Genomic DNA, 24,063 nt, shown 5'->3' on the forward strand with positions numbered 1-24,063 from the left:
CCGACAGGGCTTAGGAGGCCAGCGCGATCAGCCGGGCGGCGAGGTCGGTGAAGGGGCCGTCGTTCGGCTCGTCCTTGAGCATGCGGCGCAGCAGCGCGGTCATCTCCTCGTCGTAGGCCGCGCTCACCGCGGCCAGCGCGGCGAAGTCGTGGACGAGCTGCCGCTCCAGTTCGGCGCGCGGGATGCGGCGGCCGTCCAGCCAGATCAGGGCCGTCGACTCGACGAGCGAGATCCAGGCGCGGATGAGCAGTTCCAGGCGTGCGGGCGGGTCCGTCACCCGCAGATGCGACAGGATCTGCTCGTAGGCGACCTGCCGTACGGAGTCGATGAGCGCGTTCGTCGCCGAGACGTGGCTCATTGAATGGGCTCCGCCCACGGACACGGCGGGCCCGCCCCGCATCAACGCCGAGAAACCCGGCCCGTGTTCGTCCACGAAGTCGAAGAAGCGGCGCATCACCCGCAGCAGCCGGCCGCCCAGCGACCCCGTGTGCGGTTCCTCGAACCGGCTCGCCAGATCCTGTGCCGCCCGCTTCAACGCGGCCTCGTACAGGCTGAGTTTGCCGGGGAAGTAGTGGTAGACCAGTGGCCGGGAGATTCCGGCCGCCGACGCTATCTCGTCGATGGAGACCTCGTCGGGCGAGCGGCGGGCGAACAGCTCGAGGGCGACGCCGATCAACTGCTGACGCCGTTCCTCGACTCCCATTCTTCGACGGACCCCGGTTGTCATACGAACACCTTACCGATCGAATCCGGCCTGGAACGGGCCGATCCGGTCGGTGGTGTCAGCGGAGCCCGCTGACCGCCCGCCCGTCGTCCAGGGTCCCCTTCAGCTCGGCCTGAGCCCCCTGATTCGCCTTGACGGCCAGCAGATTGCCCGGGGCGGACCCCTGCACCCCGCCCGTCGCGCTGATCGACGACGTCCTCCGGCTCCCCGCCGCCAGCAGGTACCAGGAGCCGGACCCCGACTTCCACAGCACCCCGGCCAGCACCTGCGGATCCTTCGCCCCGCACGCCGGCACGTTCTCGGCCTTCGCCGCGACCGCCCCATACGTCGAGCCCGGCGTGTGGAACTGGGCCAGCACCCGCTCCCCGCCGCCCTGCCAGGTCTCGGCCCGGGTGCACACCCAGTCGGCCGAACCGCCCGCCTCGGGCAGCGGCTGCGACGCGTACGTCCAGGCGTTCACCGCGCGCACGCCCGAGGAGCGCATCGCACCCAGCGAGCAGGCGTACGGCGCCCAGGCGCGCAGCGCCCCCGCTCCCGACGCGTCCTTCACGGAACCGGGGCGGCCGGTGGTGAGACGGGCCGGGACCAGCTCGCCGAGGTCGGTCAGCAGCCGGGTGCCGGAGGCGTCCGTCAGCTGGAGCACGTTCCAGGAGGTGCAGGCGCCGCTCTGCGCGGGTCCCGCCATCGGCGCGGTGGTGCCGCCGGTCAGCGTGAGCTCCATGGCACCGGCGCCCGGCTTCAGCAGGTCCCGCTCGGCGGCCCCCGTCACCCAAGGGGCCGTCAGATAGCGGATGTTGCCGTCGGCCCGGCCCAGCACGACCGCGCTCGCCCCGGCCCGGTCCGCGCCGTCGACCCGGGCGAAGTCGAGGGCGGCGCCCTGGGTGCCGTCGCGCGGCTCGGCGTAACGGACGATGCGCAGACCGTCGTGGAGGAGCACCACGTGCGCGTTGTCGACGGTCCCGGCGTACAGGAGCTGCGGCGGGCCGGCGGGGCCGCCCGAGGGGGTGCCGGGGGTCGCGGAGACCTGGACGCTCTCGCCGGGGCGGGCCCAGACGGCGAGGGCGCGGCGCAGCAGGGCCTTGTCGCCGGTGAGGTCGCCGCGCGCGGGCCACACGGAGAAGTCGGTGCGTGCCGAGGACTCCCATGCGGCGGCCGGGACCTTGAGCAGCAGGGCCGGGTTCAGGGCGGCCTGGGCGGCGGGGTTTCGCGCGTAAGGGGGCGCGGCGGCGCCGTCGGGACCCCAGCCGTCGCCGGGCATGCCGAGCAGCGCCCCGCACACAGCGACGGCCGCGGCGGCGGCGAGCGCGGCCTTCATGTGCTGCCTGCGCCGCATCAGGTCGGTGGGGCGGGCCTGGAGCGAACAGGGGTCGAACTCGGGGGAGTCGAGGAGGGCGTACGCACCCTCGGTACCGGCGGCCTCGTCGAGCGCCGCATCCGCGTCGGTCACGCCCGCCGCCGTCAGCAGCTCGCGTACGTCGCCGTCGGGGAGCTTCTCCAGGCCGCGCAGCACATAGGCGGCACGGGCCGGCCCTGACATGGCCGACAGGCGCTGGTCCAGGGCGAGTTCGTCGGCGCCGCCGGAGCGCGGGAAGAGCCTGAGCCCCCACACCTGGGGGAGCAGCGGCGGGAGCTGGGAGCGCTTGGGCCACGCCCTGCGCCTGAGCGGCAGGCCCGCCTCCAGGGCTGTACGCACCACCTGGAGGCGGACGAAGGCGTAGCCGCAGTCGCCCTCGCGGCCGGCCGACTGGGCCGGGATCACCGGCATCGCCTTCCGGCCCCGCGGCAGGGCACGCTGGGTGAGGGCGTGCGCGGTCAGGACCCGGCGGCCCCGGCCCAGGCCCGGCGGCAGTACCAGATAGGCGAGCCGGACCAGCCGGGGGTAGTGCTCGACGAGCGCGGCCTCGGCCTGCGCCACATCGACGACGGGGTCGGCGGTGGAGCCGGAAGCGGGTGCGGGGCGCGGGGCGACATCCTGTGACTGCACGTTCAGCAGAACGAGCGAATCGGCGGTTGGTCACCGGGTGGGACGCGGAGCATTCACGGGAACCCCGCGTGACCTGCGTGGCGACGGTCTCCGCGGCTCTGCGGCCACATCGCGGCACGAGATCATCGCCGCTCGGGCTAATTCAGTCGGCCGGGTCGACCAGGGCGCGCGCGTAGTTGGCCATCGACCGCTGGTAGCGCGGCAGATGGGGGGCGAGCGCGCCCAGGACCAGCGAGAGCCCCTCGCGGTCGCGGCCGAGGCTGGACAGGCACAGCGCGAGCGTGGCGCGGACGGCGTCGTCCAACTCGTCGGAGGAGGCGTCCAGTTCGGGGGTGAGCAGCTCGACGCCCTCCGCCGCCTGTCCGATGTTCCTGAGCGAACTGGACAGCTGGATCTTGGCGCGGCGGCCCTTGTAGCCGCTCTCCTCGCTGAGCCCCTTCGCGAGTGCCTCCCGGTACAGCGGGGCCGCCGTGTCGGAGTGCCCCGTGGAGTCCCAGGCACAGGCCCGCTCGAAGAGACCGAGCGCACTGCCGTCCGGCAGCTCGGCCACGAGCGCGTCGATCACGGCCCGGAACTCGGCCGCCCGCTCCTGCGGATACTCGTCGAAGGTCGCCCAGGCGGCGTCGACCCGCTTCTCCCAGTCGTCGTTCACCGGCACACTTTCGCACAGCCGTACCCCTGATGACACCAGGATTTGAGCGTCCCGCGCTCCACAGCCGTATGGGAGGAGACGGACCCCCGCCGGGGCCCGTCCGACGTGACCCCGTGACCGGAGGAACAGATGAGGTTGACCCGACCGATGCTCGCGCTGACCGGCGCGGCCGCGGTGCTGGCGCTGGCGGGCTGCGGATCCGGCGGTGACGCGAAGGCCGCTGCGGTGCCCTCCGCGGCCACCGGCAGCCTGGAGCACCTGGCCGCCGAGGTGAAGTGCACGCCCAACATCCAGATCGACGCCGACGAACTGCGCCAGGCGGTGTGCAAGAAGTCCAAGGACGCCGACGGCAAGTTCATCCTCGCCACCTTCGCCACCGACCGCGGCCAGCGCGAGTGGATCAACGGGGCCAAGGACTACGGCGGTCACTTCCTGGTCGGCCGCAAATGGGTCGCCGTCGGCGACACCACCAAGACGGTGACGGGGCTGCGCAAGACGCTCGGCGGGGACATCGAGGAGGGCACGGACCACTCGAAGATGGGTGCCACGCACTCGGCGCACTGAGGGCGGCGCACTGAGACAGCGCCCTGGGGGACCCGGACACGCGAAAGCCGGCGGTGAGAGATTCTCACCGCCGGCTTTCTCAGTGCGTCACTGGCAGTTCTTGCCGGTGTTGATGCAGTTGACCATCTTGTTCATCGTGTTCTGCGAGAAGAAGTTGATGAAGTCGTTGTGGTCGGTGATCGGCTTGTGCAGGTTCTCCGGGAAGGTGTCCACCGCGTAGGGGTTGACGACCGTGCCGTTCTGCAGCTTCGGGGCCGGGACGTTGTAGACGAGCCGGACCTGGAGCTGCGGGATCGCCTTGAAGCCGTTGGCGCAGGCGCCGTTCGCCTGGGCGAACGCCACGTGGGTGCGGTGGTTGGCGCTGTCGATGTTCTGACCGTCCCAGCAGCTCTGGAAGTTGGTCGTGCGCACCACCTGGCTGCCCTGCGGGCAGATCGGGTACTTGTCGTGCAGCTGCACCTTGTTCTCGAAGCCGGTGCAGCTCCAGTTCACGTTGGCGTTGCCGTTGCCGTTGACGAAGGCCTTCGCGTCACCGGTGATGATGCGCAGGGCGGTCGGCATCGCGACGACGTTGCCGGTCTTGTTGCCGACGAACTTCAGCTGGGCCTGGGCCGGCTGGAGGATCTTGCCGACGTTGCCCTCCTTGCCGCCGCCGTCGTTGTTCTGGTCGAAGTCCTTGGAACCGTCCTGGAGGCGCAGCACCGGCCAGAAGTACGACGACTTGTCGCCCTGGTTCTGGCAGGTGGTGGTGGCCCCGGCCAGCTCCTGGTCGCTCGCGAACGCGTCGTTGTTCTGGTTGCCGACGTAGTCGTGCAGGTGGTGCGCGCCGTTGGCGACGCCGGGGGCGACGATCACGTTGTCCGTGTTGTGGTTGTCGTTCCCGTTGGTGCCGCACTTCGTGGTGAAGGTGCCCTTGGAGCCCGAGTTGCCGTTGGCGGGGAGGCCGTTCTGGCCGACACCGAGCTGGGCGTTGCCCTGGACCTTGGTGATGTCCACGAAGTCGGCCGCGACCGGGCCGTTGCCGCCCTGTCCGCCGTTGCCCTGCTGCTGGCCGCCCTGCTGCTGGCCGCCTTGCTGCTGGCCACCCTGCTGCTGACCGCCATTCTGCTGCTGGCCGCCATTCTGCTGCTGGCCGCCGGCGTTGGTCTGCGGGGCCGCGTTCTGCGTCGTGCAGGCGGCCAACTGGCTGAGCGAAGTGTTGAACTGACCCCCGACCCGCTGGATGTCGATGCGGATCCGGTCGATCGTGGCCGCCCGCTTCTCCTTCAGGGGACCGACGATGGCGTTCTGGACGAAGCCCGAGTCACCTGCCTGGGCCTGTCGCGTCGAGGCGAGCCTGGCGTAGGCCTCGGTGATCTGCTTGTCCAGGTTGGCCAGCTCCGTGGCCACCCCCTGACGCGCGTTCTGAGGCACATTCGTCAGCTTCTGACCGACGTCGGGGCACGAGATGGTCGCGACCTGCGCGGCGGCGGCCTTGGTCTGGTTCTGCGACCATCCGTTGTTGTTCGACTCGTGCGCCGAAGCGTAGAAGTTCGCCCAGATCAGCCCGCCCCCACCGAGCGTTAGGGCCGCCGACGCGGCTATGACCTTCGTGGTCATCGACGAGCGGCGTTTACGTGCATTGCGTCCCATGGAACTCCTCTGACTTCCTTTTTCGGGGCTATCGAGGCGCCCGACAGGAGTGAAGCGGCGCCCTCCCATACGCATGGCGTCCCAAGGGTGTTCACCAGTCCCACAAACAAATCAGAGGTTTGCCGGGCCTCGGGGGGACAACAGGCCCCTGAGCAGCAGGAGTTACAGAGAATGAAGGTCTGCTCACCGGCCGCGGTCCAGATACGCGAGCACCGCCAGAACGCGGCGATTGTCGTCGTCCGACACCTCAAGGCCCAGTTTGGTGAAGATGTTGGCGGTGTGCTTGGCGATCGCCCGTTCCGTGACGACGAGCTTGCCGGCGATCGCCGCGTTCGACCGCCCCTGCGCCATCAGCTCGAGCACCTCCCGCTCCCGGGGCGTGATCCGGGCGAGCGGCTGGTCGTCGGCGGCCCGCCGGGTCAGCAGCTGCTGGATCACCTGCGGGTCCATCGCCGTACCGCCCGCCGCGACCCGCCGTACGGCGTCCACGAACTGCTCCGCGTCGAACACCCGGTCCTTGAGCAGATAGCCCACCCCGCCGGTGCCGTCGGCGAGCAGCTCGCGCGCGTACAGCTGCTCCACGTGCTGGGACAGCACCAGCACCGGCAGCCCGGGGCGGTCCCGCCGGGCGTTCAGCGCGCACTGCAGGCCCTCGTCGGTGTGCGTCGGCGGCAGCCGTACGTCCACCACGGCGACGTCCGGTTCCAGCTCCGCCAGCGCGCGGGCCAGCTCGGGCCCGCTCTCGACAGCCGCGGCGATCTCGAAGCCGTGCGCCTCCAGGAGCCGTACGAGGCCGTCGCGCAGCAGGAACAGGTCTTCGGCCAGGACTAAGCGCAAGGGATCTCCATGGTCACCATGGTGGGACCGCCCGCGGGTGAGCTGACGGCCAGGACGCCGTCGAATGTACCGAGCCGCCGCTCGACCCCGGCCAGGCCCGAACCGGCCGTGATGAGCGCGCCGCCCCGGCCGTTGTCGGTGACGCTGATCCGCAGCATCCCCGCCCCCTCCTTCAGGTGATGCAGGTCGATCCAGATCCGGTCGGCGCCCGAGTGCTTGACCGCGTTCGTGAGGACCTCGCTGACCGCGAAGTAGGCGGCCGACTCCACGGGCGCGTCCGGCCGGCCTTCGAGCTCCACGGTCACCTCCGTCGGGACCGGCAGCCGCAGCGCCAACGCCCGTACGGCGTCGCCCAGTCCGCGCTCCGCCAGCACCGGCGGATGGATCCCGCGCACCAGGTCGCGCAGTTCGGTGAGCGCGTCCGCCGAGGACTGGCGGGCCTGCGCGAGGAGCCGTTTCGCCTGTGCGGGGTCCTTGTCGAGGAGCATCTCGATGGTGCCGAGATCCATGCCCATGGCGACCAGGCGGGCCTGCGCCCCGTCGTGCAGGTCCCGCTCGATGCGCCGCAGTTCGGCCGCGGAGGTGTCCACGGCGTCCCGCCGGGTCTCGGTCAGGACCCGGACGCGTTCGGCCAACTCGCCGTGCCCGGCGCCGAGTACGGACCGGGTGAGCCGGAAGTGGACGGTCAGCAGACGCGGGGCAAGCGGGGCGAGGGACAGCAGGGCGACACCCAGGGCGCCGGCGGCGAACGCGGAGACCTGGTCGGTGACATGCACGAAGCCGTACCAGTAGCCGCCGCCCAGCTCCGCGAGCGGCCGCCACAGCCCGGCCGCGACCGCGAGCCCCTCCAGCGGGTAGAAGACGAGCACCGCGGGCAGCAGCGCGGTCACGAACCCCGCCGTCATGTCCACCAGCAGCCACCGCAGGTCCCGCCGGACCGCCGGGTCGAGCAGCATCCCGTAGGTGCGGGTCCAGGGCTTGGCGTCCTTCGGTGCCGGCCGGTACGCCGACGGGATCCGCACCCCGCTCCACTCGGCGGCCAGGACCCGCCGCCAGTCCGCGAAGGCCCGTACCCCCGTGAGCACCCAGGGGGTCGTGAACAGGCCGATCCCGACCGGCACCAGCGCGATCGACACCAGGGCGAGCGTGAAACCGAGCAGCGCTCCCGGCAGCGTCACCAGCGCCAGCGCGAACCCCCGTGCGGCCGCGAGACCGATGGCCCGCACCCTCATACCCCAGCTGCCGTTCCCCGTCTGCATGGTCATACGGTCAGTCTCGCCGAGGGGGCGACGCGGGTCACTGGGCCTGGCCGCCCCGTCCGGGAGTGGTGCCAGATACACCTCTGCCGCGCTCACACCGTGAATCGCGCCACAGCACCACCCGGTAACACGGGGTTCACATTCGAGCAATGACCGGGAAATCGCCTGTTGACAGGCTCGCGGGCACCAAGTGGCGGCGTTTCAGTGCCGCAGCGCCGCAGCACCCGCAGTGCGTAGACACATCCCCCGAAGGAAGTGGCCCGTGACCTTCAAGGCTGAGTACATCTGGATCGACGGCACCCAGCCGACGGCGAAGCTCCGCTCCAAGACCAAGATCCTCTCGGACGACGCCAAGGGCGCCGAGCTGGGGATCTGGGGCTTCGACGGGTCCTCCACGAACCAGGCCGAGGGCCACTCCTCGGACCGTGTCCTCAAGCCGGTCTTCTCCTGCCCCGACCCGATCCGCGGCGGCGACGACATCCTCGTCCTGTGCGAGGTCCTCAACATCGACATGACGCCGCACGAGTCCAACACCCGTGCCGCGCTCACCGAGGTCGCCGAGAAGTTCGCCGCCCAGGAGCCGATCTTCGGCATCGAGCAGGAGTACACGTTCTTCAAGGACGGCTACCCCCTCGGCTTCCCCAAGGGCGGCTTCCCGGCCCCGCAGGGCGGCTACTACTGCGGTGTCGGCGCCGACGAGATCTTCGGCCGTGACATCGTCGAGGCGCACCTCGACAACTGCCTCAAGGCCGGTCTCGCCATCTCCGGCATCAACGCCGAGGTCATGCCCGGCCAGTGGGAGTTCCAGGTCGGCCCGGTCTCCCCGCTGGAGGTCTCCGACCACCTGTGGGTGGCCCGCTGGCTGCTCTACCGCACCGCCGAGGACTTCGGCGTCGCCGCGACCCTGGACCCGAAGCCGGTCAAGGGCGACTGGAACGGCGCCGGCGCGCACACCAACTTCTCCACCAAGGCGATGCGCGAGACCTACGAGGCGATCATCACCGCCGCCGAGTCGCTGGGCGAGGGCTCCAAGCCGCTCGACCACGTCAAGAACTACGGCGCCGGCATCGACGACCGCCTGACCGGCCTGCACGAGACCGCCCCGTGGAACGAGTACTCCTACGGCGTCTCCAACCGCGGTGCCTCGGTCCGTATCCCGTGGCAGGTCGAGAAGGACGGCAAGGGTTACATCGAGGACCGCCGTCCGAACGCCAACGTCGACCCGTACGTCGTGACGCGGCTGATCGTCGACACCTGCTGCTCCGCGCTGGAGAAGGCCGGCCAGGTCTGACCCCCGCTGTTCCCCGAGGGGCGTCCACCGGCCACGGTGGGCGCCCCTCGCCGTGTCGCGCCGTACAGGTGCCACACCAATTTCACGCCAAGGAATTGTCCGAGCAGTGAGAGGAGGCTCCTGTTGTCGGCCGACGTCTGCTTCAATGAGCTCATGGCCAGCCACCGGAAGTGCAGCGCGACGGGTCGCCATGACCTCGAGCCCTTCTGGCCTTCCCGTCAGCACCATGACTTCGACCGGGTGTGTTGCCGCGCGATGAACGCGCCGGCCCTCTAAAGCCGTACCCCGGCCTTCGGCCAGCGCGCAAGCGTACGTCCCTCGACGACCCTCTCGCGCGAAAGAGCTGACCTCATGGCGACCACTCGTTCTCTCTCCACCGCCACCCTCCCCGCCCCTTCCGAGAACGGCGCACGGCATCGACTGCGAGCCGTCGGCCCGGACGAGGTCCTGAACGTGGCGGAGTTCCTCCCCCCGGGCGCGACCTGGCTGCCCGCTCCCCAGCACACCCTGCCCACCCTGCCGGGCCAGCCCCCGATGATCGGCTACCTGGTGCTCGTCCCGGCCGACCAGCACCCGCCCTTCCCGCAGGAACCGGCGATCACGGACGCTGCCGCCGACGCCGAGGCCCCCCTCGTGCGGATCGACACCGTGCAGCGCACCGCCGAGGTGAACGGCAGGGAACTCGACCTCACCTACCTGGAGTTCGAGCTCCTCGCCCACCTCGTCCAGCACCCCCACCGGGTGCACACCCGTGACCAGCTGGTCACCACGGTCTGGGGCTACGGCCACGTGGGCGACGGCCGTACCGTCGACGTCCACATCGCCCGGCTGCGCCGCAAGCTGGGCGCGGACTTCCGGGGCGCGATCCAGACCGTGCGGCGGGTCGGCTACAAGTACACCCCGCCGACCGGCGGCTGACCCTCTGCCCGCGGCTTCTGCCCACGGCTTCTGCCCACGGCAGACCTGGGTTCCCCCGCGCCGCCCCGGCGGGCACAGTCACCGGCATGAGACTTCTTCTGCTGGGCGGTACGCAGTTCGTCGGCCGGGCCCTCGCCGAGGGGGCCTTGGCGCACGGCTGGGACGTGACCGTCTTCCACCGGGGACGGCACGCACCCGTGGCCGGGGTGCGGTCGCTGCACGGCGACCGCACCGCGCCCGGCGGTCTCGCGGCCCTCGCCGAAGGGGGCCCCTGGGACCTGGTCGTGGACACCTGGTCGGCGGCGCCCCGCGCGGTCCGGGACACGGCACGGCTGCTGCGGGACCGCGCCGACCGTTACGCGTATGTGTCGAGCCGTTCGGTGTACGCCTGGCCGCAGCCGGCCGGATTCACCGAGGAGGCCCCGGTGGTCGAGGGCGCCTTCGCCGACGCGGACCATACGGACTACGCCCGGGACAAGCGGGGCGGTGAACTGGCCGCCGTCGAGGCCTTCGGCGCGGACCGTTCCCTTCTCGTACGGGCCGGCCTGATCCTCGGCCCGTACGAGAACATCGGCCGGCTCCCGTGGTGGCTGGGCCGGATCGCCCGCGGCGGCCCGGTCCTCGCGCCCGGGCCCCGTGACCTCCCCCTCCAGTACGTCGACGTCCGCGACCTGGCGCGGTGGGTGCTGGAGGCGTCCGCGGCGGGGCGGCACGGACCGTACAACCTGGTGAGTCCACCGGGCCACACCACGACGGGCGAACTCCTCGACGCCTGCGTGGCGGTGACCGGCGGCGACGCCGAACTGCGCTGGACCGCCCCGGACATCCTCCTGGACGCGGGCATCGCCCCCTGGACCGGCCTGCCGGTCTGGGTCCCGCCGGACACCGACCTGCACACCACCCTCCACGGCGCGGACACCTCCCGGGCCGCCGCCGCGGGCCTGCGCTGCCGTCCGGTCACCGAGACGGTGGCCGACACCTGGAAGTGGCTGCTGGAGATCGGCGGGGTGGCGCCGCAGCGCCCGGACCGGCCGGTGGTGGGTATCGACGAGGAGACGGAGGCGAAGGCACTCGCGGCCGGGGAACGCGACTGAGAAGAGCGCTCGGCCGCGCCTGCCGAGGCGCGCAGGTGCGCGACGCCGGGCGCGTCGGGCGAGGTCAGGCCCCCTCGGCTGCCGTGTCCCGCACTCTCGGTCGAGGTCAGGTCTCCTCGGCTGCCGTGTCCCGCGTCCTTCGGTCGAGGTCAGGTCCCGTCGGCCGCCGCGTCGCGCACCCCCGCCAAGAACCCCCGGATCGCCGCCCGTTCCCCCTCGTCGTACCCCCGGAGCAGCTCCACCGCCCGCCCGATCAGCGGCCCGAAGAACGCCTGCCCCAGCTCCACGGCCCGTTCGTCCACCTCCACGACCACCTTGCGCCGGTCCTCGCGGCCCCGCACCCGCCGCACATGACCGGCCCGCTCCAGCCGGTCGAGCAGTGAGGTCGTCCCGGCCGAGTTGAGCCCGAGTTCCGCGCCGAGCCGCCCCGCCGTCATCTCCTCGCCCGCGCGGGAGGCGTCCATGAGGGCGATCAGGGCGCGTACGTCCGTCGGGTGCATGGCGTTGCGCTGCGCGAACCGGGCGCTGTGCAGGCCGAGTTCGACGGTCACCGCACGCAGCAGATGGACGATCTCCATCTCGGGTCCCTCGGACGGCATGGGCACTCTCCCGCTATTATCTCGCTCATCGAGTATCTCGCTGAACGAGATAATAGGGGAGGGGTCGATGGGCCGATACGACGGTGCCGCGTTCGAGGCCGCATACGAAAAGGTGTGGGACAAGTGGCCCGCCGACCGGGAGGCGCTCCGGGTGCCCACCCCGTTCGGCACGACGTACGTGAACGCCTGCGGCCCGGCCGACGCACCCCCGCTCGTCCTGCTGCCGGGCGGCGGGGGAGCGACCTCCACGTCCTGGTACGCCCAGGCCGCCCACCTCGCCCGCACCCGCCGGGTCCTCGCCGTCGACCTGATCGGTGCCCCGGGTCGCAGCGAACCGGCCGCCGACCGTCACCCCCGCACGGTCGCCGACCTCGCCGCCTGGCTGGACGCCGTCCTCGACGGACTCGGCGTCGAGCGGGCGGACTTCGGCGGGCACTCCTACGGCGCCTGGACCGCCCTGCACTACGCCCTGCGCGCCCCCGACCGGATGCGCCGCCTGTTCCTCCTGGACCCGACCCAGTGCTTCGCCGGGTTCAAGGCGGCGTATCTGCTGCACGCCCTGCCGATGCTGCTGCGTCCGACGCCGGCCCGTGTCCGCGCCTTCCTGGAGTGGGAGACCGGGGGAGCCGTGCTGGACCCCGACTGGCTCCGCCTCCAGGAGGCCGCCGCCGGTTTCCCCGCCGCCCGGCCTGTCACCGGCCCCCGACCCGCCCCGGACGCACTGCGCGCCCTGAAGGCGCCGGTCCTGCTGCTCGTGGCCGCGAACAGCAGGACCCATGACACGTACCAGGTGACGAGCCAGGCCGGCGAACTGCTGCCGCGGGCGGAGATCGACGTCGTCCCCGGCGTCTCCCACCACGCGCTGCCGCAGTCCGCACCTCCCGAACTGGCCCGCCGCCTCAGCGAGTTCCTAGGTGCACGCCCCGAATAGCCTCACCCCACCTTCTCGATCAGGGCCCGGCGGATGAGGAACTTGCCGGGCTCCCGTACCTGTTCGAAAGCCGCGTTGTTGAGCAGCGCACAGCTGCCGGAGACCGAAGTGACCTCCACCGTCGTGGACTTGTTGTTGTCCAGGTTGGTGACCTTCAACTTCGTACCGGTCGGGAACTGGTTGCTGGACGCGGCGGGCGCGCCGGCCTCGCCGGACAGGGTGACGGTCGAGCCGTTGCACACCTGCTGCCCGGAGGCGGCGTTCCCGGTGGAGGGGGCCTGGGAAGCGGCGGGCGCCGACGGGGACGCGGCCTGCGAGGGCTGCGAGGGCTGCCCCGCGGTGGCCTGGGAGCCCTGAGCCGACTCCCCGACCACGCAACCGGACGCCTCCTGCTGCACCTTGATCTGCGCGATCACCGCTTCCCGGTTGGCGATCCGGGCCGCCGACTGTGCGTCGGGAGCGGCCTGTTGATCCGCGATGAACCGCTGGTTGTTGCCGAGCGCGGTGGCGAGCCCCTGGCAGACCGTCGACTCTGCGGCCGTCTGGGGACTCGCGGCGTTCGAGGTGCTGGCCATCACGAAGGCCCCACCACCCGCCGCCACCGCCGCGCTCACCAGCAGCGCGACCTTCTTCTTCGTACCGAGCGTTCTCCTGCGCGACATCCGCGACTCCTGAGAGCTAGGGGAGCGTACGCGGCTATGTACGAGATACCGAACGAGGTTGCTCAGCGCTCGCGGGAGACATCCGACGTAACGTGCGTCACATCCGGTTACTTCCTGGCCATGGCATCCCGTACGGCGTCCTCGGTGCGGCCGACCACCGCCGAGCCGTCGTCCGCCGTGATGAGGGGCCGCTGGATGAGCTTGGGGTGCTCGGCGAGCGCGGTGATCCAGCGGTCGCGCGAACTGTCGTCCCGGGCCCACTCCTTGAGGCCGAGCTCCTTGGCGGCGGCCTCCTGGGTACGGGTGATGTCCCACGGTTCGAGGCCCAGCCGGTCGAGCACCTCGCGGATCTCGTCCTCGCTCGGGACGTCCTCCAGATAGCGGCGGACGGTGTACTCGGCCCCCTCCGCGTCGAGCAGGCTGATCGCGCTGCGGCACTTCGAACAGGCCGGATTGATCCAGATCTCCATGGCCCCACGGTACTGCGAAAACCCGTTGTCCACCTGCGTCACAGCACCCCCGAAAGCCCTTGTGGCCAGGGGCTTTTGTCAGTGGCGGGCGGTAGAATAAAACCAGTGTTCGAGGGCGTCGCCGGGGTCCCGGTGGCCGTCCTTACCGCGACAGGAGGATGCCTGTGCCCGCTGCCGCACTGAAGCAGAAGCCGTTCCCGACCCAGTCCACCGCGAAGCATCCCGTGCTGCTCGATCTGCCGTACACCCCCGTGGAGAAGCGCCCGTTGCCGCCGGGCCGTCCTCGCGAGTGGTATGTCACCCACAACCGCCGCCTCAAGGCGATGCGGCTCGCGATCGCCCTGCTCGACTCGGGCGTCTACGTACCGAACCAGGCCCGCAACGAGACGATCCGGGAGGCGGCGGAGATGATCGGCGTCCACCCGCCGTCGGACACGACGTGTCACATGGTGCGGGCGCTGATGCGGTACGCCCGGTAGGCCGCGACGCCGGGTGCCCCTGATCCCTCGGGGTGCCCGGCGTTCGTCCGGATCGGCGACGGCTACCAGAACCCTCGGCGACCGGCTCACCCTCCATGCCGGGATCAGGAGGGCCCCCTTCCTGGTCGACCCGGCCAGTGACCTGGCCGCCGAGCACCCGGCGTTCCGGTCAGCCCGCGGGTTCGGCCAGTTCCTTCTCCAGCGGCGTCCGGAACCGCGGCCGCACTCGAGCCACCCCCACCCAGTCCCGCAAGCGGGCGGCCTCCATCGCGACGGCCGCCTCCGCCTCGCGTCCCACCCCGCCCGTGTCCAGCAACCGCCAGACGATCTCGCCGTCCGGCCGCTGGCCCCACCCGCCGATCACCCGCCCGTTCCACCACACCGTCGGCCCCACGTTGCCGCTCCGGTCGAACAGCGCGGGCCGCAGGGACGGCGCCAGATACCAGTCCCGCTGCTGCCAGCCCATCGCCGTCGGATCGAGGCCGGGCAGCAGCGCGGCCCAGGGCTCCACGGGCTCGACGACCGGGCCGGCGTCGCCTTCGACGACGTACGCGGGGCCCTCGTCCACGGTCACCCGCACCGCGCGGATCGCCGTGAGGGCGCGGCGCACGTCGGTCACCTTCCAGCCCGTCCACCACTTCAGGTCGGCCTCGGTGGCGGGACCGCACACGGCGAGCCAGCGCCGCAGCAACTCCGCCTGGGCCCCGGCGACTTCGAGTTCGGGGTGCGGCGGCGCCACCGCCCAGCGGAACTGCGAGGACATCCAGGTGCCGAGCGGCCGCCCGCGGACCACCTTGCCCTCCACACCGAGCACCCTCAGCAGGCGGCTCACGACGGTGTGGACGCCCTCGTAGCTCTTCCCGGCCGCGTACACGAACTGCTCCCGCAGCCGCGGCTCGTCCTCGCAGAGCTCCGTCGCCGTCGCCTCTCCGCGCCGGGCGAGCGCGGCCAGCGCCGACTCCTCGACCTCCTTCAGCCAGGCCGCGTCCGGGGCACCCGCCTTCGCCATGTCCTTGAGGAGCGCGGCCCGTTCCCGCGCGGCGACCGTGAGACCGGTCGAGGCGTGCACGACCGCGGTGAGCTCGGCCGGGAACGCGAACACGGTGTGCCGCATCCCGTGCATCCGCACCAGGGACCGGTCCTCGTACAACGCCCGCTCGGTCTCGGCGACGGTCCCGGCGGGATCCGTGAGCCGCGCGCCGACGGCCAGATACACGGTCGCGGGATCGGACCCGTGCAGCGCGACCAGAGCACCGGCCACCTCCTCGGGACTCCCCACCCGAGCCCGCACGGCCAACTGTTGCCGCAACCCGAGCCGAGCCCGCCGCTCGCCCACCCCGATGTACCGCTCCCCGCCATCCGTAGCCATACGGACCATCTTGGCGCAGGCCACTGACAACACGCGCGCCACAGGGGCTCGGTGCTGTATCCGGGTGTGGCCACGCGGCGAAAGAGCTTCGCACAGGGCAGGCATCACCCCGCCGCTCCGGGGCTAGTCTTCTACACCACACCCACGCACACGGAGGCCCGTCATGGGCACCATCATCCTTTCCGGGACCGTCGTCCTGGTCATCCTGGGCTTCGGGAACCACGCCTGGTGGCTCGTCGCCGTCGCCCTGCTCTTCGTGTACATGCAGTACGGCCGGGGCGGGGCCTCGGCGTCCTCGTCGGGCGGTTCGTCCGGCGGCGGCTCGGGGGCCGTGCCCGGCGACTACCGGGCGTACCGCGACCGCCGGGACAAGCAGGCCAAGTGGGACCGCCGTTACCGCCGCGAGCGTCCCCTGGAGTCCCGTCGGCAGGCGCGTGAGAGAAAGAGCCCGTGAGGGAAGGGCCAGGGCTCAGAGGCCGGGGGCTCCCCACAGGGGGAACCAGCGGTTCAGGTCCTGCTCGATCCGCAGATCGTCCGTGAGTGCGGCCTTCACCCGCAGTTCCAGCGGGTTGTCGCGGCGCTGTCCCTCACCGGGCAGCGGCGCGAAGGGATAGAAGGTGCCGCGCTTGTAGAGGTAGACCAGCGCGAGGGAACGGCCCTCGGTGTCCAGGAACCCGGTCAGCGAGCACAGCAGTTGCGGCCCGAAGCCGTTGACCTCCATCGAACTGTTCACCGCGTGCAGGTCGTTCACCAGCTGCGGCAACTGGTCCGGGGTGCGCTCGGAGACCAGCCAGGAGTAGCCGAACTCGTCCCGCCGCAGTTCCACCGGCGGGCCGTCGCGGTCGGCGTCCGCGTCCAGCAGGGCCTGGACCTCCCGGTGTGTCTGCTCGAAGGCCGCGCCCTCCACCGTGGCGAAGCACACCGCCCCGCGTCCGGTCGGCGTGAAGGAGGCGGCCGCCTCCAGCGTGACGGCCGCCGACGGCAGCGCGAAGAGCCGGTCGAGATCGGGCGCGACGGGCTTCGTACGCCCGAGCAGGATGTCCAGCAGCCCCATACTCAGTCCGCCCTGCCGTTCCCGGGCGTCGCCGCCTCACCCAACTCCGCCGAGATCCGCCCCAGTTGCTCCAGCCGCTGCTCCAGGGACGGATGGGTCGAGAAGATCCGCTCGATGCCGGGCTCCTTGCCGGTGGCGGGAGTGAAGTAGAAGGCGTTGAAGGCCTGGGCGGTACGCAGATCCTTGGTGGGGATACGGGCGAGCTCCCCGGAGACCTTGGTGAGCGCGGACGCCAGGGCCGAGGGCCGGCCGGTGAGGTGGGCCGCGGCCCGGTCCGCCGCCAGCTCCCGGTACCGGGACAGCGCCCTGATCAGCAGGAAGCTCAGTGCGTACACGGCCGCCGAGACACCCATCACGGCAGCGAAGATCACGGCGGTGTTCTGGTCCTTCCGCCCGCCGAACAGCTGGCTGTAGAAGGCGAACCGCACGATCAGACCGGCGATCACACCCAGGAACGAGGCGATGGTGATCACGGCGACGTCCTTGTGCGCCACGTGCGACAGCTCGTGCGCGAGCACACCCTCCAGTTCGGCGGGATCCAGCCGCCGCAGCAGTCCGGTGGTCACACACACCACGGCGTTGTCCGGGTTCCGCCCGGTGGCGAACGCGTTGGGCATGTCCATCGTGGACACCGCGATCACGGGCTTGGGCATGTCCGCGATCGCACACAGCCGGTCGACCACGGCATGCAGTTCGGGATACTCCTCCCGCCCCACGACCCGCCCGCGCATCGCGAACATCGCGATCCTGTCGGAGAACCAGAACTGCGCCACGAACATCACGGCGATCAGGGCCACGACCAGCAGCCACGACTTCAGCAACACGATCAACGCGGCGAAGAACGCCACGTACAGCAGTCCGAGCAGGAACATCGTGACCGTCATCCGCACGGTCAGCCGCCGGTCGCTCCGGAAACGACTCCGCATCTGCACCACCCCGCAGTCAGGCACTCGTCCCACCCTTCAGTGTGCACCTGGCCCGGCCCATGAAGCGGTCGCGATCAGCCCTGGGGCAAGCAAAGGCTCAGCCCCTGAGCCCGGCCTCCCACCTGAGCCGGTGCAACGTGTGCGCGTCGAACAGCCGCGCCCGGTCCAGCAGCTCACCCACCTCCGCCGACCCGGGCGGCACATCCGCCGTCGGACGCCAGCGCCGCACGCACTGCCGGGCCCAGAGCCGCAGCTTGTCGTCCGGATCGTCGAGCAGTTCGACGGCGGCCCGCAGCCGTACGAGCCCGCCGTGCGCGTTGAGCAGCCGGAACGCGGAGACCCGCGTCTCCCGGCCCCGCTCCACCGCCAGCCGCTCCGACAGCCACCCGGCGTCCAGCAGCCGCGCGGACGGCACCAGCGCCAGGGTCGCCTCCCGCACCACACCGGGCGCGGGATCGTCGAGCAGCGCTCGCAGCCGCCGTACGTCCAGCACGTCCAGCAGCCGCAACCCGCCCACCGCGCGCGCCCTGACCACCGGATCCGGATGCCCGGTCAACGCCCACAGCGTCTCGGCGTCACTCCGGTTCCCGCACTCCGCGAGCCCGCTCACCACCCCCGCCGACAGCGCGGGGTCACCGGCGTCGGCACACCGCCGCCGGTACCACTCCACCGGATCGCCCCCCGACTGCCGTACGACATACCGGGCGCAGGCCCGCACCACCCCGGCCCGGTCGCCGAGAAACCCGACAGCCCGCTCCCCGCGCCCGGCCCGCCGCAACGCGGTCACCCCGGCCGACCGCGCCCGCGGATTGCGGGCGACGAGCAGCGGTTCGAGCACGTCGTCGTCCGCGTCGCCCTCCACCACGGCGGCCAGGGCGGCCTCCGCACAGAGGCTCTGGACGACCGTGTCCTCGTCCCGGGCGGCGGCGCGAGCCAGCTCGACGGGGGAGAGGAAGCCCTGCTCCACGGCGAGCCGGTGGGTGAAGCGGCGCACGGTGCGGTCGGCGTGGGTGAGGAGCGGAAGCAGCGCCTCGCGGTCCGCCGAACGCAGCACCGCGTCGATCAGGCCGACGGCGAAGTCACCCCGGTGCCGGACGCCGATTCGCAGGGCGAGCGGGGCCAGCGCGACCGCCGTCTCCACGGTGAGCGCCTCGGCCCACCGCGTCCGGGCCTGGTCCCGCACCGGTCCGGCCCAGTCCGCGCACCGGATCACGACCAAGGGCAACAACTCCGGCCGCCCCGCGACCTTCCCCAGCGCCCGCTCGCGGATCCTCCCGTCCCGGTGGCACAGGGCGAGCGCGAGCTCCGCGTCGGTCGGCGTCTGCCAGGTCGGCAGCCAGGTGCCGTCGGCCGAGGACCCGACGCTGTGCCGCACCGCGTCGTCAAGCGCGATCCAGACAGCCGGGTCGGCCACGTCGAACATGACCTCTCGCAGTACGGCCCCCTTCGCGAGGCGTACCGCCGCCTGCGTCCCGTTCCAGATACTGCTGCGCACGTGCGCCCCTTACTCGCTCTGCGCGCTAGAACGGACGGAAGTCCGCATACCCCAGCACCAGGATGATCACTGCCACGGTCCCGAGGACGATGGCCGTCGACCTCCAGGACGAGCGGCTCGGTGCCCTCGGCTCCGGGTCGGCGCGGAACGGCTGGGGCTTCGGCGGGTTCTCCTTCCAGCGGGCGGCGAGCATCCGGGCCCGCGCGGAGGGCTCCTTGAGCTCGGCCCCGTCGGCCCACTTGATGTCGAACTCCCGCTCCGTGTCGTCCTGTTCGGACATCCCAACCCCCGTACGTCTTCTCGAACAGCCGTGCCAGAAACCATACGACGGCGCCCCCGTCCCGAGAAACCGGGACGGGGGCGCCGTGAAGCCGCCGTAGGACTGGCCTACGAGCCGATCACACGTCGAAGTACAGCTCGAACTCGTGCGGGTGCGGACGCAGCTGCAGCGGGGCGATCTCGTTCGTGCGCTTGAAGTCGATCCACGTCTCGATCAGGTCCGGCGTGAAGACGTCGCCCTGGAGGAGGAACTCGTGGTCGGCCTCGAGGGAGTTGAGGACCGCCGGGAGGGAGGTCGGGACCTGGGCGACGTTCGCGTGCTCCTCGGGAGCCAGCTCGTACAGGTCCTTGTCGATCGGCTCGGCCGGCTCGATCTTGTTCTTGATGCCGTCCAGGCCCGCGAGCAGCAGCGCGGAGAAGGCCAGGTACGGGTTGCCGGAGGAGTCGGGCGCGCGGAACTCGACGCGCTTGGCCTTCGGGTTGGAGCCCGTGATCGGGATACGCATGGCCGCGGAGCGGTTGCGCTGCGAGTACACCAGGTTGATCGGCGCCTCGAAGCCCGGCACCAGACGGTGGTAGGAGTTCACCGTCGGGTTGGTGAAGGCCAGCAGCGACGGGGCGTGCTTGAGGATGCCGCCGATGTAGAAGCGGGCGGTGTCCGACAGGCCCGCGTAACCGGCCTCGTCGTAGAAGAGCGGGGAGCCGCCCTGCCACAGCGACGAGTGGATGTGCATGCCCGAGCCGTTGTCACCGAAGATCGGCTTCGGCATGAAGGTCGCCGTCTTGCCGTTGCGCCAGGCGACGTTCTTCACGATGTACTTGAAGAGCTGGAGGTCGTCGGCCGCGGCGAGCAGCGTGTTGAACTTGTAGTTGATCTCCGCCTGGCCGGCGGTGCCCACCTCGTGGTGCTGGCGCTCGACCTGGAGGCCGGACTTGGCCAGCTCCAGGGAGATCTCGGCACGCAGGTCGGCGAAGTGGTCGACCGGCGGGGTCGGGAAGTAACCGCCCTTGTAACGGACCTTGTAGCCGCGGTTGTTGTCGACCGCACCGGTGTTCCAGGCGCCGGCCTCGGAGTCGATGTGGTAGAAGGACTCGTTCGACGAGGTGGCGAAGCGCACGCTGTCGAACACGTAGAACTCGGCCTCGGGGCCGAAGTACGCGGTGTCGGCGATACCGGTGGAGGCGAGGTAGGCCTCGGCCTTCTTCGCCACGTTGCGCGGGTCACGGCTGTACTGCTCGCCGGTGATCGGGTCGTGGATGAAGAAGTTGATGTTCAGCGTCTTGTCGCGGCGGAAGGAGTCGACCCGGGCGGTCGACAGGTCCGCGCGCAGCGCCATGTCGGACTCGTGGATGGCCTGGAAGCCACGGATCGACGAACCGTCGAACGCGAGCTCCTCGTCCGGGTCGAACGCCTCGACGGGCAGCGTGAAGTGCTGCATCACGCCCGGCAGGTCGCAGAACCGGACGTCGACGAACTTGACGTCCTCGTCCGCGATGAACTTCTTGGCCTCGTCGGCGTTCTGGAACATCCAGCTCCTCCTACTCCCGACCGTTCCTGGACCGGGGTGGTAGTTCGTTCGTGCGGCCAGTGCGGTGGCACACGCTGTCCTCGACCCTAGGGACGGGTGGTTTCTCGGGCGTGACCCATTTGTTTCGCACAAGTTAACCGGACATCGTCGGCCCGGCCCCACCTGTCCGTATCCCGAAACGGTCGCAGTACCGTGGACCCGTGGACAAGAGGGAAGCAATCGGATCATGGCTCTCCGGGCCCCGCGCGGCCGCCGAGGACGCCGGTGTCGACTTCGGATACCGCGGACAGCAGCTCGGCCTGCCGGAGGAGGGGCCCGGATCCATCGCCCGCCCCGGGCGACGGCTCGGCGCACTCGCCGTGGACTGGGCGATGAGCGTCCTGATTGCATCCCGGTTGATCACTCAGAGCTACGGCGACCCGTCGACCTCGAACTGGTCGCTGCTGGTCTTCTTCGTGATGGGCGTCCTCACGGTCGGCACCATCGGCTTCACCCCGGGCAAGCGCCTCTTCGGCCTGCGTGTGGTCGCTCTCGACACCGGACGCGTGCACCCGGCGCGCGCCCTCCTGCGCACGGTCCTGCTCTGCCTCGCCCTCCCGGCCCTGATCTGGGACCGCGACGGCCGGGGCCTGCACGACCGGCTCGCGAAGACCGTGGAAGTGCGGATCTGAGGAGGTCCGTCGCCCTCGTCGTGTCGCGGATCTGAGGAAATCCCTCGTCCTCGTTGTGTCGCGGATCCGAAGAGGTCCCCCGTCCTCGTCGTGTCCCGACGGCTTTGTCGTGTCCTGACAGCCGCCGCCGCGAACTCGCGCGGCGGCTGACTATGGGTCAACCGGTCCGGCTCCTAGCGTCGAGCACCCAAGCAACCTCCCCCCGTTGCGAAGGGACACGCCGGACCGATGAAGAGATCCGCCCTGGTCACCGCCCTCACCACCGCCGCCCTGCTGGGCGGCGCCCTCGTATCCCAGGCGGCCGTCGACGCCCCCGCCGCCGCTGACGGCACCGAGGCCGCCGCCTGCACGGCCGCCGACGCCGAGGTCTACACACCCCCCGCCTCCGTCCCCGCTACCCCGGGCACCGTGCTGGCCTGCCGCTCGGTCACGCTGAGTCAGGTGCCGGGCACCATCGCCATGTCCGCGTGGAAGGTCCTCTACAGCTCCACCGACAACCAGGACCGGCCCGTCGCCGTCTCCGGCACCCTCGCCGTCCCCACGGCGCCCTGGACCGGCCCCGGCGCCCGTCCCGTCGTCGCCTTCCACCCCGGTACCCTCGGTCTCGGCCCCCAGTGCGCGTTCTCCAAGCAGCTCGCCGGTGCCTACCAGGACGAGTACGAGGGCGACAACATCGCGGCCCTGCTCAGGGCCGGGTACGCCGTCGCCGCGACCGACGGTCCCGGCTACCTCGACGGGCAGACGCACCGCTATGTCGCCGGCACCGACTCCGGCCACGCCCTGCTCGACATCGCCCGCGCCGCCCCCGCCGTACCGGGCAGCGGTCTGTCCCGGCAGACCCGTATCGGCCTGTGGGGCTACTCCGAGGGCGGGCCAGCCTGTGGGCGGCCCAGCTGGCGGCGGGCTACGCACCCGAGCTCAACGTGGTCGGGGATGCCTCCGGAGGCGTCCCCGGTGATCTGAAGGAGGTGGCGGCCGGGCTGGACGGCAGCGCCTTCTCCGGCTTCCTCGCCGACGCGGCCATCGGCATCCAGGCCGCTTATCCCACGCTGCCCCTCGACGCGCTCCTCAACGACCAGGGCCGGGAGGCGGTGAAGACCGCCAAGTCCGTCTGCGTGGCCGGCACGGTCACGGCGCTCGCGGGCAAGAGCATCAAGGACTTCACCACGGCCGGGCTCACCCTCGACCAGCTCTACCGGCAGCGCGGCAGCGACGGCCGCACCTGGGGCCAGGTCCTGGACGCCCAGAAACTCGGCGTGAACCTGGGGACCTACAAGATCGCCTTCCCCGTCCTCCAGTACCGCGGCGCCCTCGACGAGGTCATCCCCACCGCCACGGAGGACGCGGTCCGTGCCGCCTACTGCGCCGCGGGCGTGAAGACCGGCTGGAAGATCTATCCCGGCGACCATCTCCTCACCGACAACCAGGCCGTCGGCGACGTCGTCTCCTGGCTCGGCGACCGCTTCGCGGGCAGATCCGCCCGCAACGACTGCTGATCCGCTACGACGATGGGGGCGCCCGGTGTCACACCGGGCGCCCCCATCGTCGTACGAGAGGATTCAGCGGGTCTTGCCGCCGCCCTTCGGCAGCTTCATGCCCTTCGGCATCGGGCCCTTGGGGAGCGGCATGTTGCTCATCAGGTCGCCCAGCGCCCGCAGTCGGTCGTTGGTGGCGGTCACCTGGGGGCCGGTCAGCACGCGCGGCAGCTTGAGCATCGTGGTCCGCACCTTCTTGAGCGGGACCTGGCCCTCGCCCGTGCCGACGAGGATGTCGTGGACCGGCACGTCCGCGACGATACGGTTCATCTTCCGCTTCTCGGCGGCCAGCAGGCCCTTGACCCGGTTCGGGTTGCCCTCGGCGACCAGGACGATGCCGGCCTTGCCGACGGCCCGGTGCACCACGTCCTGGCTGCGGTTCATCGCCACGGCGGGGGTGGTCGTCCAGCCCCGGCCGATGTTGTCCAGTACGGCCGCGGCGGCACCCGGCTGGCCTTCCATCTGCCCGAACGCGGCCCGCTCGGCCCGGCGCCCGAACACGATCGCCGTCCCGAGGAAGGCGAGCAGGACGCCCAGGATGCCGAGGTAGACCGGGTGGCCGATCAGGAAGCCGATGGCGAGAAAGACGCCGAGGATGAGGAGGAAGACACCCGCGAGTACCAGGCCGATCTTCTTGTCGGCCTTGCGGGTCATCTTGTACGTCAGGGCGATCTGCTTCAGTCGCCCGCTGTTCGCGGCATCCGCCGCACTGTCACTTCTCGCCATGCCCCGAAGTCTACGTGGCCCCGCAGACGCCGACGACGGCAGTGTCCGCCCCTCGGAAGGGGAGACTCAGGAGCTGACGGTGAAGGTCTGGTCCAGCACGCGCTGCACCTCGACCCGGTCCTTGGCGCGACGGCGGTCCTCCAGGACGGAGGTCCAGGCGTTGCGGCGGGCGGTGCGCTGACCGCTGCTCAGGAGCAGCGACTCGACGGCACGCAGTGCAGTGGTGAACGACGGGATGGCGGTGGCGCGAACCGGCGCGGCCTGCATTGAGGTCCCCCCTCGGGATGGCGGCTCGGGTGAGTGATGCACGGGGTGTACAACGAGCGTCACTGATTGGTGTTACCAGGGCGTGACCGGCCGGTCAAACGCCCATGAAACCTTGA

Annotated in this window: 25 protein-coding genes and 1 pseudogene; 9 read left to right on the forward strand and 17 right to left on the reverse strand. The window is 71.1% G+C overall.

From position 1 onward, the window contains the following. Positions 1-10: 10 nt before the first annotated feature. The 3 genes from ACZ39I_RS03875 to ACZ39I_RS03885 all read right to left on the reverse strand — a co-directional run bounded on the left by ACZ39I_RS03875 (position 11) and on the right by ACZ39I_RS03885 (position 3,360). Positions 11-727 carry a TetR/AcrR family transcriptional regulator gene (locus tag ACZ39I_RS03875; RefSeq protein WP_467242640.1) on the reverse strand — a complete coding sequence of 239 codons (717 nt, stop codon included), beginning with the start codon at positions 725-727 and terminating at the stop codon, positions 11-13. A 55-nt stretch (positions 728-782) separates the two neighbouring features. After that, the gene (locus ACZ39I_RS03880) at positions 783-2,708 is read right to left on the reverse strand and encodes a hypothetical protein (RefSeq protein ID WP_467242643.1); all 1,926 of its coding nucleotides are present in this window, start codon (positions 2,706-2,708) and stop codon (positions 783-785) included. A 142-nt stretch (positions 2,709-2,850) separates the two neighbouring features. Beyond that, positions 2,851-3,360 carry a tetratricopeptide repeat protein gene (locus ACZ39I_RS03885; RefSeq protein ID WP_467242646.1) on the reverse strand — a complete coding sequence of 170 codons (510 nt, stop codon included), beginning with the start codon at positions 3,358-3,360 and terminating at the stop codon, positions 2,851-2,853. Positions 3,361-3,489: 129 nt separating this feature from the next. On the opposite strand from ACZ39I_RS03885, the gene ACZ39I_RS03890 reads away from it, so the two are divergent. After that, a complete protein-coding gene (locus ACZ39I_RS03890) occupies positions 3,490-3,924 on the forward strand; it encodes a hypothetical protein (RefSeq protein ID WP_467242649.1) in 435 nt (144 codons plus the stop codon). A gap of 87 nt (positions 3,925-4,011) precedes the next feature. On the opposite strand, the gene ACZ39I_RS03895 is transcribed toward ACZ39I_RS03890, so the two are convergent. The 3 genes from ACZ39I_RS03895 to ACZ39I_RS03905 form a co-directional block, all read right to left on the reverse strand. After that, positions 4,012-5,556 carry a DUF1996 domain-containing protein gene (locus tag ACZ39I_RS03895; RefSeq protein ID WP_467242652.1) on the reverse strand — a complete coding sequence of 515 codons (1,545 nt, stop codon included), beginning with the start codon at positions 5,554-5,556 and terminating at the stop codon, positions 4,012-4,014. A 183-nt stretch (positions 5,557-5,739) separates the two neighbouring features. After that, a complete protein-coding gene (locus tag ACZ39I_RS03900; RefSeq protein ID WP_467242655.1) occupies positions 5,740-6,393 on the reverse strand; it encodes a LuxR C-terminal-related transcriptional regulator in 654 nt (217 codons plus the stop codon). Beyond that, complete coding sequence (locus tag ACZ39I_RS03905) at positions 6,384-7,658, reverse strand: sensor histidine kinase (protein ID WP_467242659.1); 1,275 nt, start codon at positions 7,656-7,658, stop codon at positions 6,384-6,386. The genes ACZ39I_RS03900 and ACZ39I_RS03905 overlap by 10 nt, the downstream gene beginning before the upstream one ends. Before the next feature lie 256 nt (positions 7,659-7,914). Here ACZ39I_RS03905 and glnII point away from each other — a divergent pair, with 256 nt between their 5' ends. The 3 genes from glnII (at position 7,915) to ACZ39I_RS03920 (ending at position 10,955) form a co-directional block, all read left to right on the forward strand. After that, a complete protein-coding gene (gene glnII, locus ACZ39I_RS03910; protein WP_451474328.1) occupies positions 7,915-8,943 on the forward strand; it encodes a glutamine synthetase in 1,029 nt (342 codons plus the stop codon). A gap of 351 nt (positions 8,944-9,294) precedes the next feature. Next, positions 9,295-9,861 (forward strand): winged helix-turn-helix domain-containing protein, encoded by a 567-nt coding sequence (locus ACZ39I_RS03915; protein WP_467242664.1) that lies wholly within the window; start codon positions 9,295-9,297, stop codon positions 9,859-9,861. 86 nt (positions 9,862-9,947) lie between these two features. Beyond that, positions 9,948-10,955: an NAD-dependent epimerase/dehydratase family protein gene (locus ACZ39I_RS03920; protein WP_467242667.1), complete on the forward strand. Its 1,008-nt coding sequence runs from the start codon at positions 9,948-9,950 to the stop codon at positions 10,953-10,955. A gap of 149 nt (positions 10,956-11,104) precedes the next feature. Here ACZ39I_RS03920 and ACZ39I_RS03925 read toward each other — a convergent pair whose 3' ends face one another. After that, positions 11,105-11,554: a MarR family winged helix-turn-helix transcriptional regulator gene (locus ACZ39I_RS03925; RefSeq protein WP_467242669.1), complete on the reverse strand. Its 450-nt coding sequence runs from the start codon at positions 11,552-11,554 to the stop codon at positions 11,105-11,107. A gap of 67 nt (positions 11,555-11,621) precedes the next feature. Here ACZ39I_RS03925 and ACZ39I_RS03930 point away from each other — a divergent pair, with 67 nt between their 5' ends. Next, on the forward strand, positions 11,622-12,485 hold the full coding sequence (locus ACZ39I_RS03930) for an alpha/beta fold hydrolase (protein ID WP_467242672.1): 864 nt from the start codon (positions 11,622-11,624) through the stop codon (positions 12,483-12,485). A gap of 2 nt (positions 12,486-12,487) precedes the next feature. On the opposite strand, the gene ACZ39I_RS03935 is transcribed toward ACZ39I_RS03930, so the two are convergent. Next, a complete protein-coding gene (locus tag ACZ39I_RS03935; protein WP_467242676.1) occupies positions 12,488-13,147 on the reverse strand; it encodes an RlpA-like double-psi beta-barrel domain-containing protein in 660 nt (219 codons plus the stop codon). A 107-nt stretch (positions 13,148-13,254) separates the two neighbouring features. Then, positions 13,255-13,617: an arsenate reductase family protein gene (locus ACZ39I_RS03940; RefSeq protein ID WP_393599280.1), complete on the reverse strand. Its 363-nt coding sequence runs from the start codon at positions 13,615-13,617 to the stop codon at positions 13,255-13,257. A gap of 164 nt (positions 13,618-13,781) precedes the next feature. Between ACZ39I_RS03940 and ACZ39I_RS03945 the strand changes: the two genes are divergently transcribed. After that, positions 13,782-14,096 (forward strand): hypothetical protein, encoded by a 315-nt coding sequence (locus tag ACZ39I_RS03945; RefSeq protein WP_451474322.1) that lies wholly within the window; start codon positions 13,782-13,784, stop codon positions 14,094-14,096. 169 nt (positions 14,097-14,265) lie between these two features. On the opposite strand, the gene ACZ39I_RS03950 is transcribed toward ACZ39I_RS03945, so the two are convergent. After that, a complete protein-coding gene (locus ACZ39I_RS03950) occupies positions 14,266-15,465 on the reverse strand; it encodes a winged helix DNA-binding domain-containing protein (protein WP_467242682.1) in 1,200 nt (399 codons plus the stop codon). Positions 15,466-15,628: 163 nt separating this feature from the next. Between ACZ39I_RS03950 and ACZ39I_RS03955 the strand changes: the two genes are divergently transcribed. Further along, a complete protein-coding gene (locus ACZ39I_RS03955) occupies positions 15,629-15,919 on the forward strand; it encodes a hypothetical protein (protein ID WP_467242685.1) in 291 nt (96 codons plus the stop codon). Positions 15,920-15,934: 15 nt separating this feature from the next. Here ACZ39I_RS03955 and pspAB read toward each other — a convergent pair whose 3' ends face one another. The 5 genes from pspAB to glnA all read right to left on the reverse strand — a co-directional run bounded on the left by pspAB (position 15,935) and on the right by glnA (position 20,748). Next, complete coding sequence (gene pspAB, locus ACZ39I_RS03960; RefSeq protein ID WP_467242687.1) at positions 15,935-16,519, reverse strand: PspA-associated protein PspAB; 585 nt, start codon at positions 16,517-16,519, stop codon at positions 15,935-15,937. Positions 16,520-16,521: 2 nt separating this feature from the next. After that, positions 16,522-17,445 (reverse strand): zinc metalloprotease HtpX, encoded by a 924-nt coding sequence (gene htpX, locus ACZ39I_RS03965; protein ID WP_352383083.1) that lies wholly within the window; start codon positions 17,443-17,445, stop codon positions 16,522-16,524. A gap of 97 nt (positions 17,446-17,542) precedes the next feature. After that, a complete protein-coding gene (locus ACZ39I_RS03970; protein ID WP_467242691.1) occupies positions 17,543-18,940 on the reverse strand; it encodes a hypothetical protein in 1,398 nt (465 codons plus the stop codon). Positions 18,941-18,965: 25 nt separating this feature from the next. Beyond that, positions 18,966-19,220, reverse strand: coding sequence for an SCO2583/SCO2584 N-terminal domain-containing protein (locus ACZ39I_RS03975; protein WP_467242694.1), 255 nt, complete (start codon positions 19,218-19,220; stop codon positions 18,966-18,968). Between the two features lie 118 nt (positions 19,221-19,338). Next, on the reverse strand, positions 19,339-20,748 hold the full coding sequence (gene glnA, locus ACZ39I_RS03980) for a type I glutamate--ammonia ligase (protein ID WP_467242697.1): 1,410 nt from the start codon (positions 20,746-20,748) through the stop codon (positions 19,339-19,341). A gap of 200 nt (positions 20,749-20,948) precedes the next feature. Here glnA and ACZ39I_RS03985 point away from each other — a divergent pair, with 200 nt between their 5' ends. Both ACZ39I_RS03985 and ACZ39I_RS03990 read left to right on the forward strand, forming a co-directional pair. Beyond that, positions 20,949-21,419: an RDD family protein gene (locus tag ACZ39I_RS03985; RefSeq protein ID WP_352383075.1), complete on the forward strand. Its 471-nt coding sequence runs from the start codon at positions 20,949-20,951 to the stop codon at positions 21,417-21,419. A gap of 228 nt (positions 21,420-21,647) precedes the next feature. After that, positions 21,648-22,915: pseudogene (locus tag ACZ39I_RS03990) on the forward strand (lipase family protein). 63 nt (positions 22,916-22,978) lie between these two features. Here ACZ39I_RS03990 and ACZ39I_RS03995 read toward each other — a convergent pair. Both ACZ39I_RS03995 and ACZ39I_RS04000 read right to left on the reverse strand, forming a co-directional pair. Then, positions 22,979-23,680, reverse strand: a complete 702-nt coding sequence (locus ACZ39I_RS03995; protein WP_467242701.1) for a DUF4191 domain-containing protein — start codon at positions 23,678-23,680, stop codon at positions 22,979-22,981. A 66-nt stretch (positions 23,681-23,746) separates the two neighbouring features. Beyond that, entirely contained in the window at positions 23,747-23,947 is a 201-nt protein-coding gene (locus ACZ39I_RS04000; RefSeq protein WP_352383069.1) for an SCO2195 family GlnR-regulated protein, read from the reverse strand. Between the last annotated feature and the right edge of the window lie 116 nt (positions 23,948-24,063).

Source organism: Streptomyces sp. NPDC024687 (assembly GCF_055559055.1).

What these genes read in the sequence shown, in the direction of transcription:
- ACZ39I_RS03875 (WP_467242640.1), bottom strand. Translation starts at nt 727, where the DNA reads ATGACAACCGGGGTCCGTCGAAGAATGGGAGTCGAGGAACGGCGTCAG.
- ACZ39I_RS03890 (WP_467242649.1), top strand. Translation starts at nt 3,490, where the DNA reads ATGAGGTTGACCCGACCGATGCTCGCGCTGACCGGCGCGGCCGCGGTG.
- ACZ39I_RS03895 (WP_467242652.1), bottom strand. Translation starts at nt 5,556, where the DNA reads ATGGGACGCAATGCACGTAAACGCCGCTCGTCGATGACCACGAAGGTC.
- ACZ39I_RS03905 (WP_467242659.1), bottom strand. Translation starts at nt 7,658, where the DNA reads ATGACCATGCAGACGGGGAACGGCAGCTGGGGTATGAGGGTGCGGGCC.
- ACZ39I_RS03915 (WP_467242664.1), top strand. Translation starts at nt 9,295, where the DNA reads ATGGCGACCACTCGTTCTCTCTCCACCGCCACCCTCCCCGCCCCTTCC.
- ACZ39I_RS03920 (WP_467242667.1), top strand. Translation starts at nt 9,948, where the DNA reads ATGAGACTTCTTCTGCTGGGCGGTACGCAGTTCGTCGGCCGGGCCCTC.
- ACZ39I_RS03925 (WP_467242669.1), bottom strand. Translation starts at nt 11,554, where the DNA reads ATGCCGTCCGAGGGACCCGAGATGGAGATCGTCCATCTGCTGCGTGCG.
- ACZ39I_RS03930 (WP_467242672.1), top strand. Translation starts at nt 11,622, where the DNA reads ATGGGCCGATACGACGGTGCCGCGTTCGAGGCCGCATACGAAAAGGTG.
- ACZ39I_RS03935 (WP_467242676.1), bottom strand. Translation starts at nt 13,147, where the DNA reads ATGTCGCGCAGGAGAACGCTCGGTACGAAGAAGAAGGTCGCGCTGCTG.
- ACZ39I_RS03940 (WP_393599280.1), bottom strand. Translation starts at nt 13,617, where the DNA reads ATGGAGATCTGGATCAATCCGGCCTGTTCGAAGTGCCGCAGCGCGATC.
- ACZ39I_RS03950 (WP_467242682.1), bottom strand. Translation starts at nt 15,465, where the DNA reads ATGGCTACGGATGGCGGGGAGCGGTACATCGGGGTGGGCGAGCGGCGG.
- ACZ39I_RS03955 (WP_467242685.1), top strand. Translation starts at nt 15,629, where the DNA reads ATGGGCACCATCATCCTTTCCGGGACCGTCGTCCTGGTCATCCTGGGC.
- pspAB (WP_467242687.1), bottom strand. Translation starts at nt 16,519, where the DNA reads ATGGGGCTGCTGGACATCCTGCTCGGGCGTACGAAGCCCGTCGCGCCC.
- htpX (WP_352383083.1), bottom strand. Translation starts at nt 17,445, where the DNA reads ATGCGGAGTCGTTTCCGGAGCGACCGGCGGCTGACCGTGCGGATGACG.
- ACZ39I_RS03975 (WP_467242694.1), bottom strand. Translation starts at nt 19,220, where the DNA reads ATGTCCGAACAGGACGACACGGAGCGGGAGTTCGACATCAAGTGGGCC.
- glnA (WP_467242697.1), bottom strand. Translation starts at nt 20,748, where the DNA reads ATGTTCCAGAACGCCGACGAGGCCAAGAAGTTCATCGCGGACGAGGAC.
- ACZ39I_RS03995 (WP_467242701.1), bottom strand. Translation starts at nt 23,680, where the DNA reads ATGGCGAGAAGTGACAGTGCGGCGGATGCCGCGAACAGCGGGCGACTG.
- ACZ39I_RS04000 (WP_352383069.1), bottom strand. Translation starts at nt 23,947, where the DNA reads ATGCAGGCCGCGCCGGTTCGCGCCACCGCCATCCCGTCGTTCACCACT.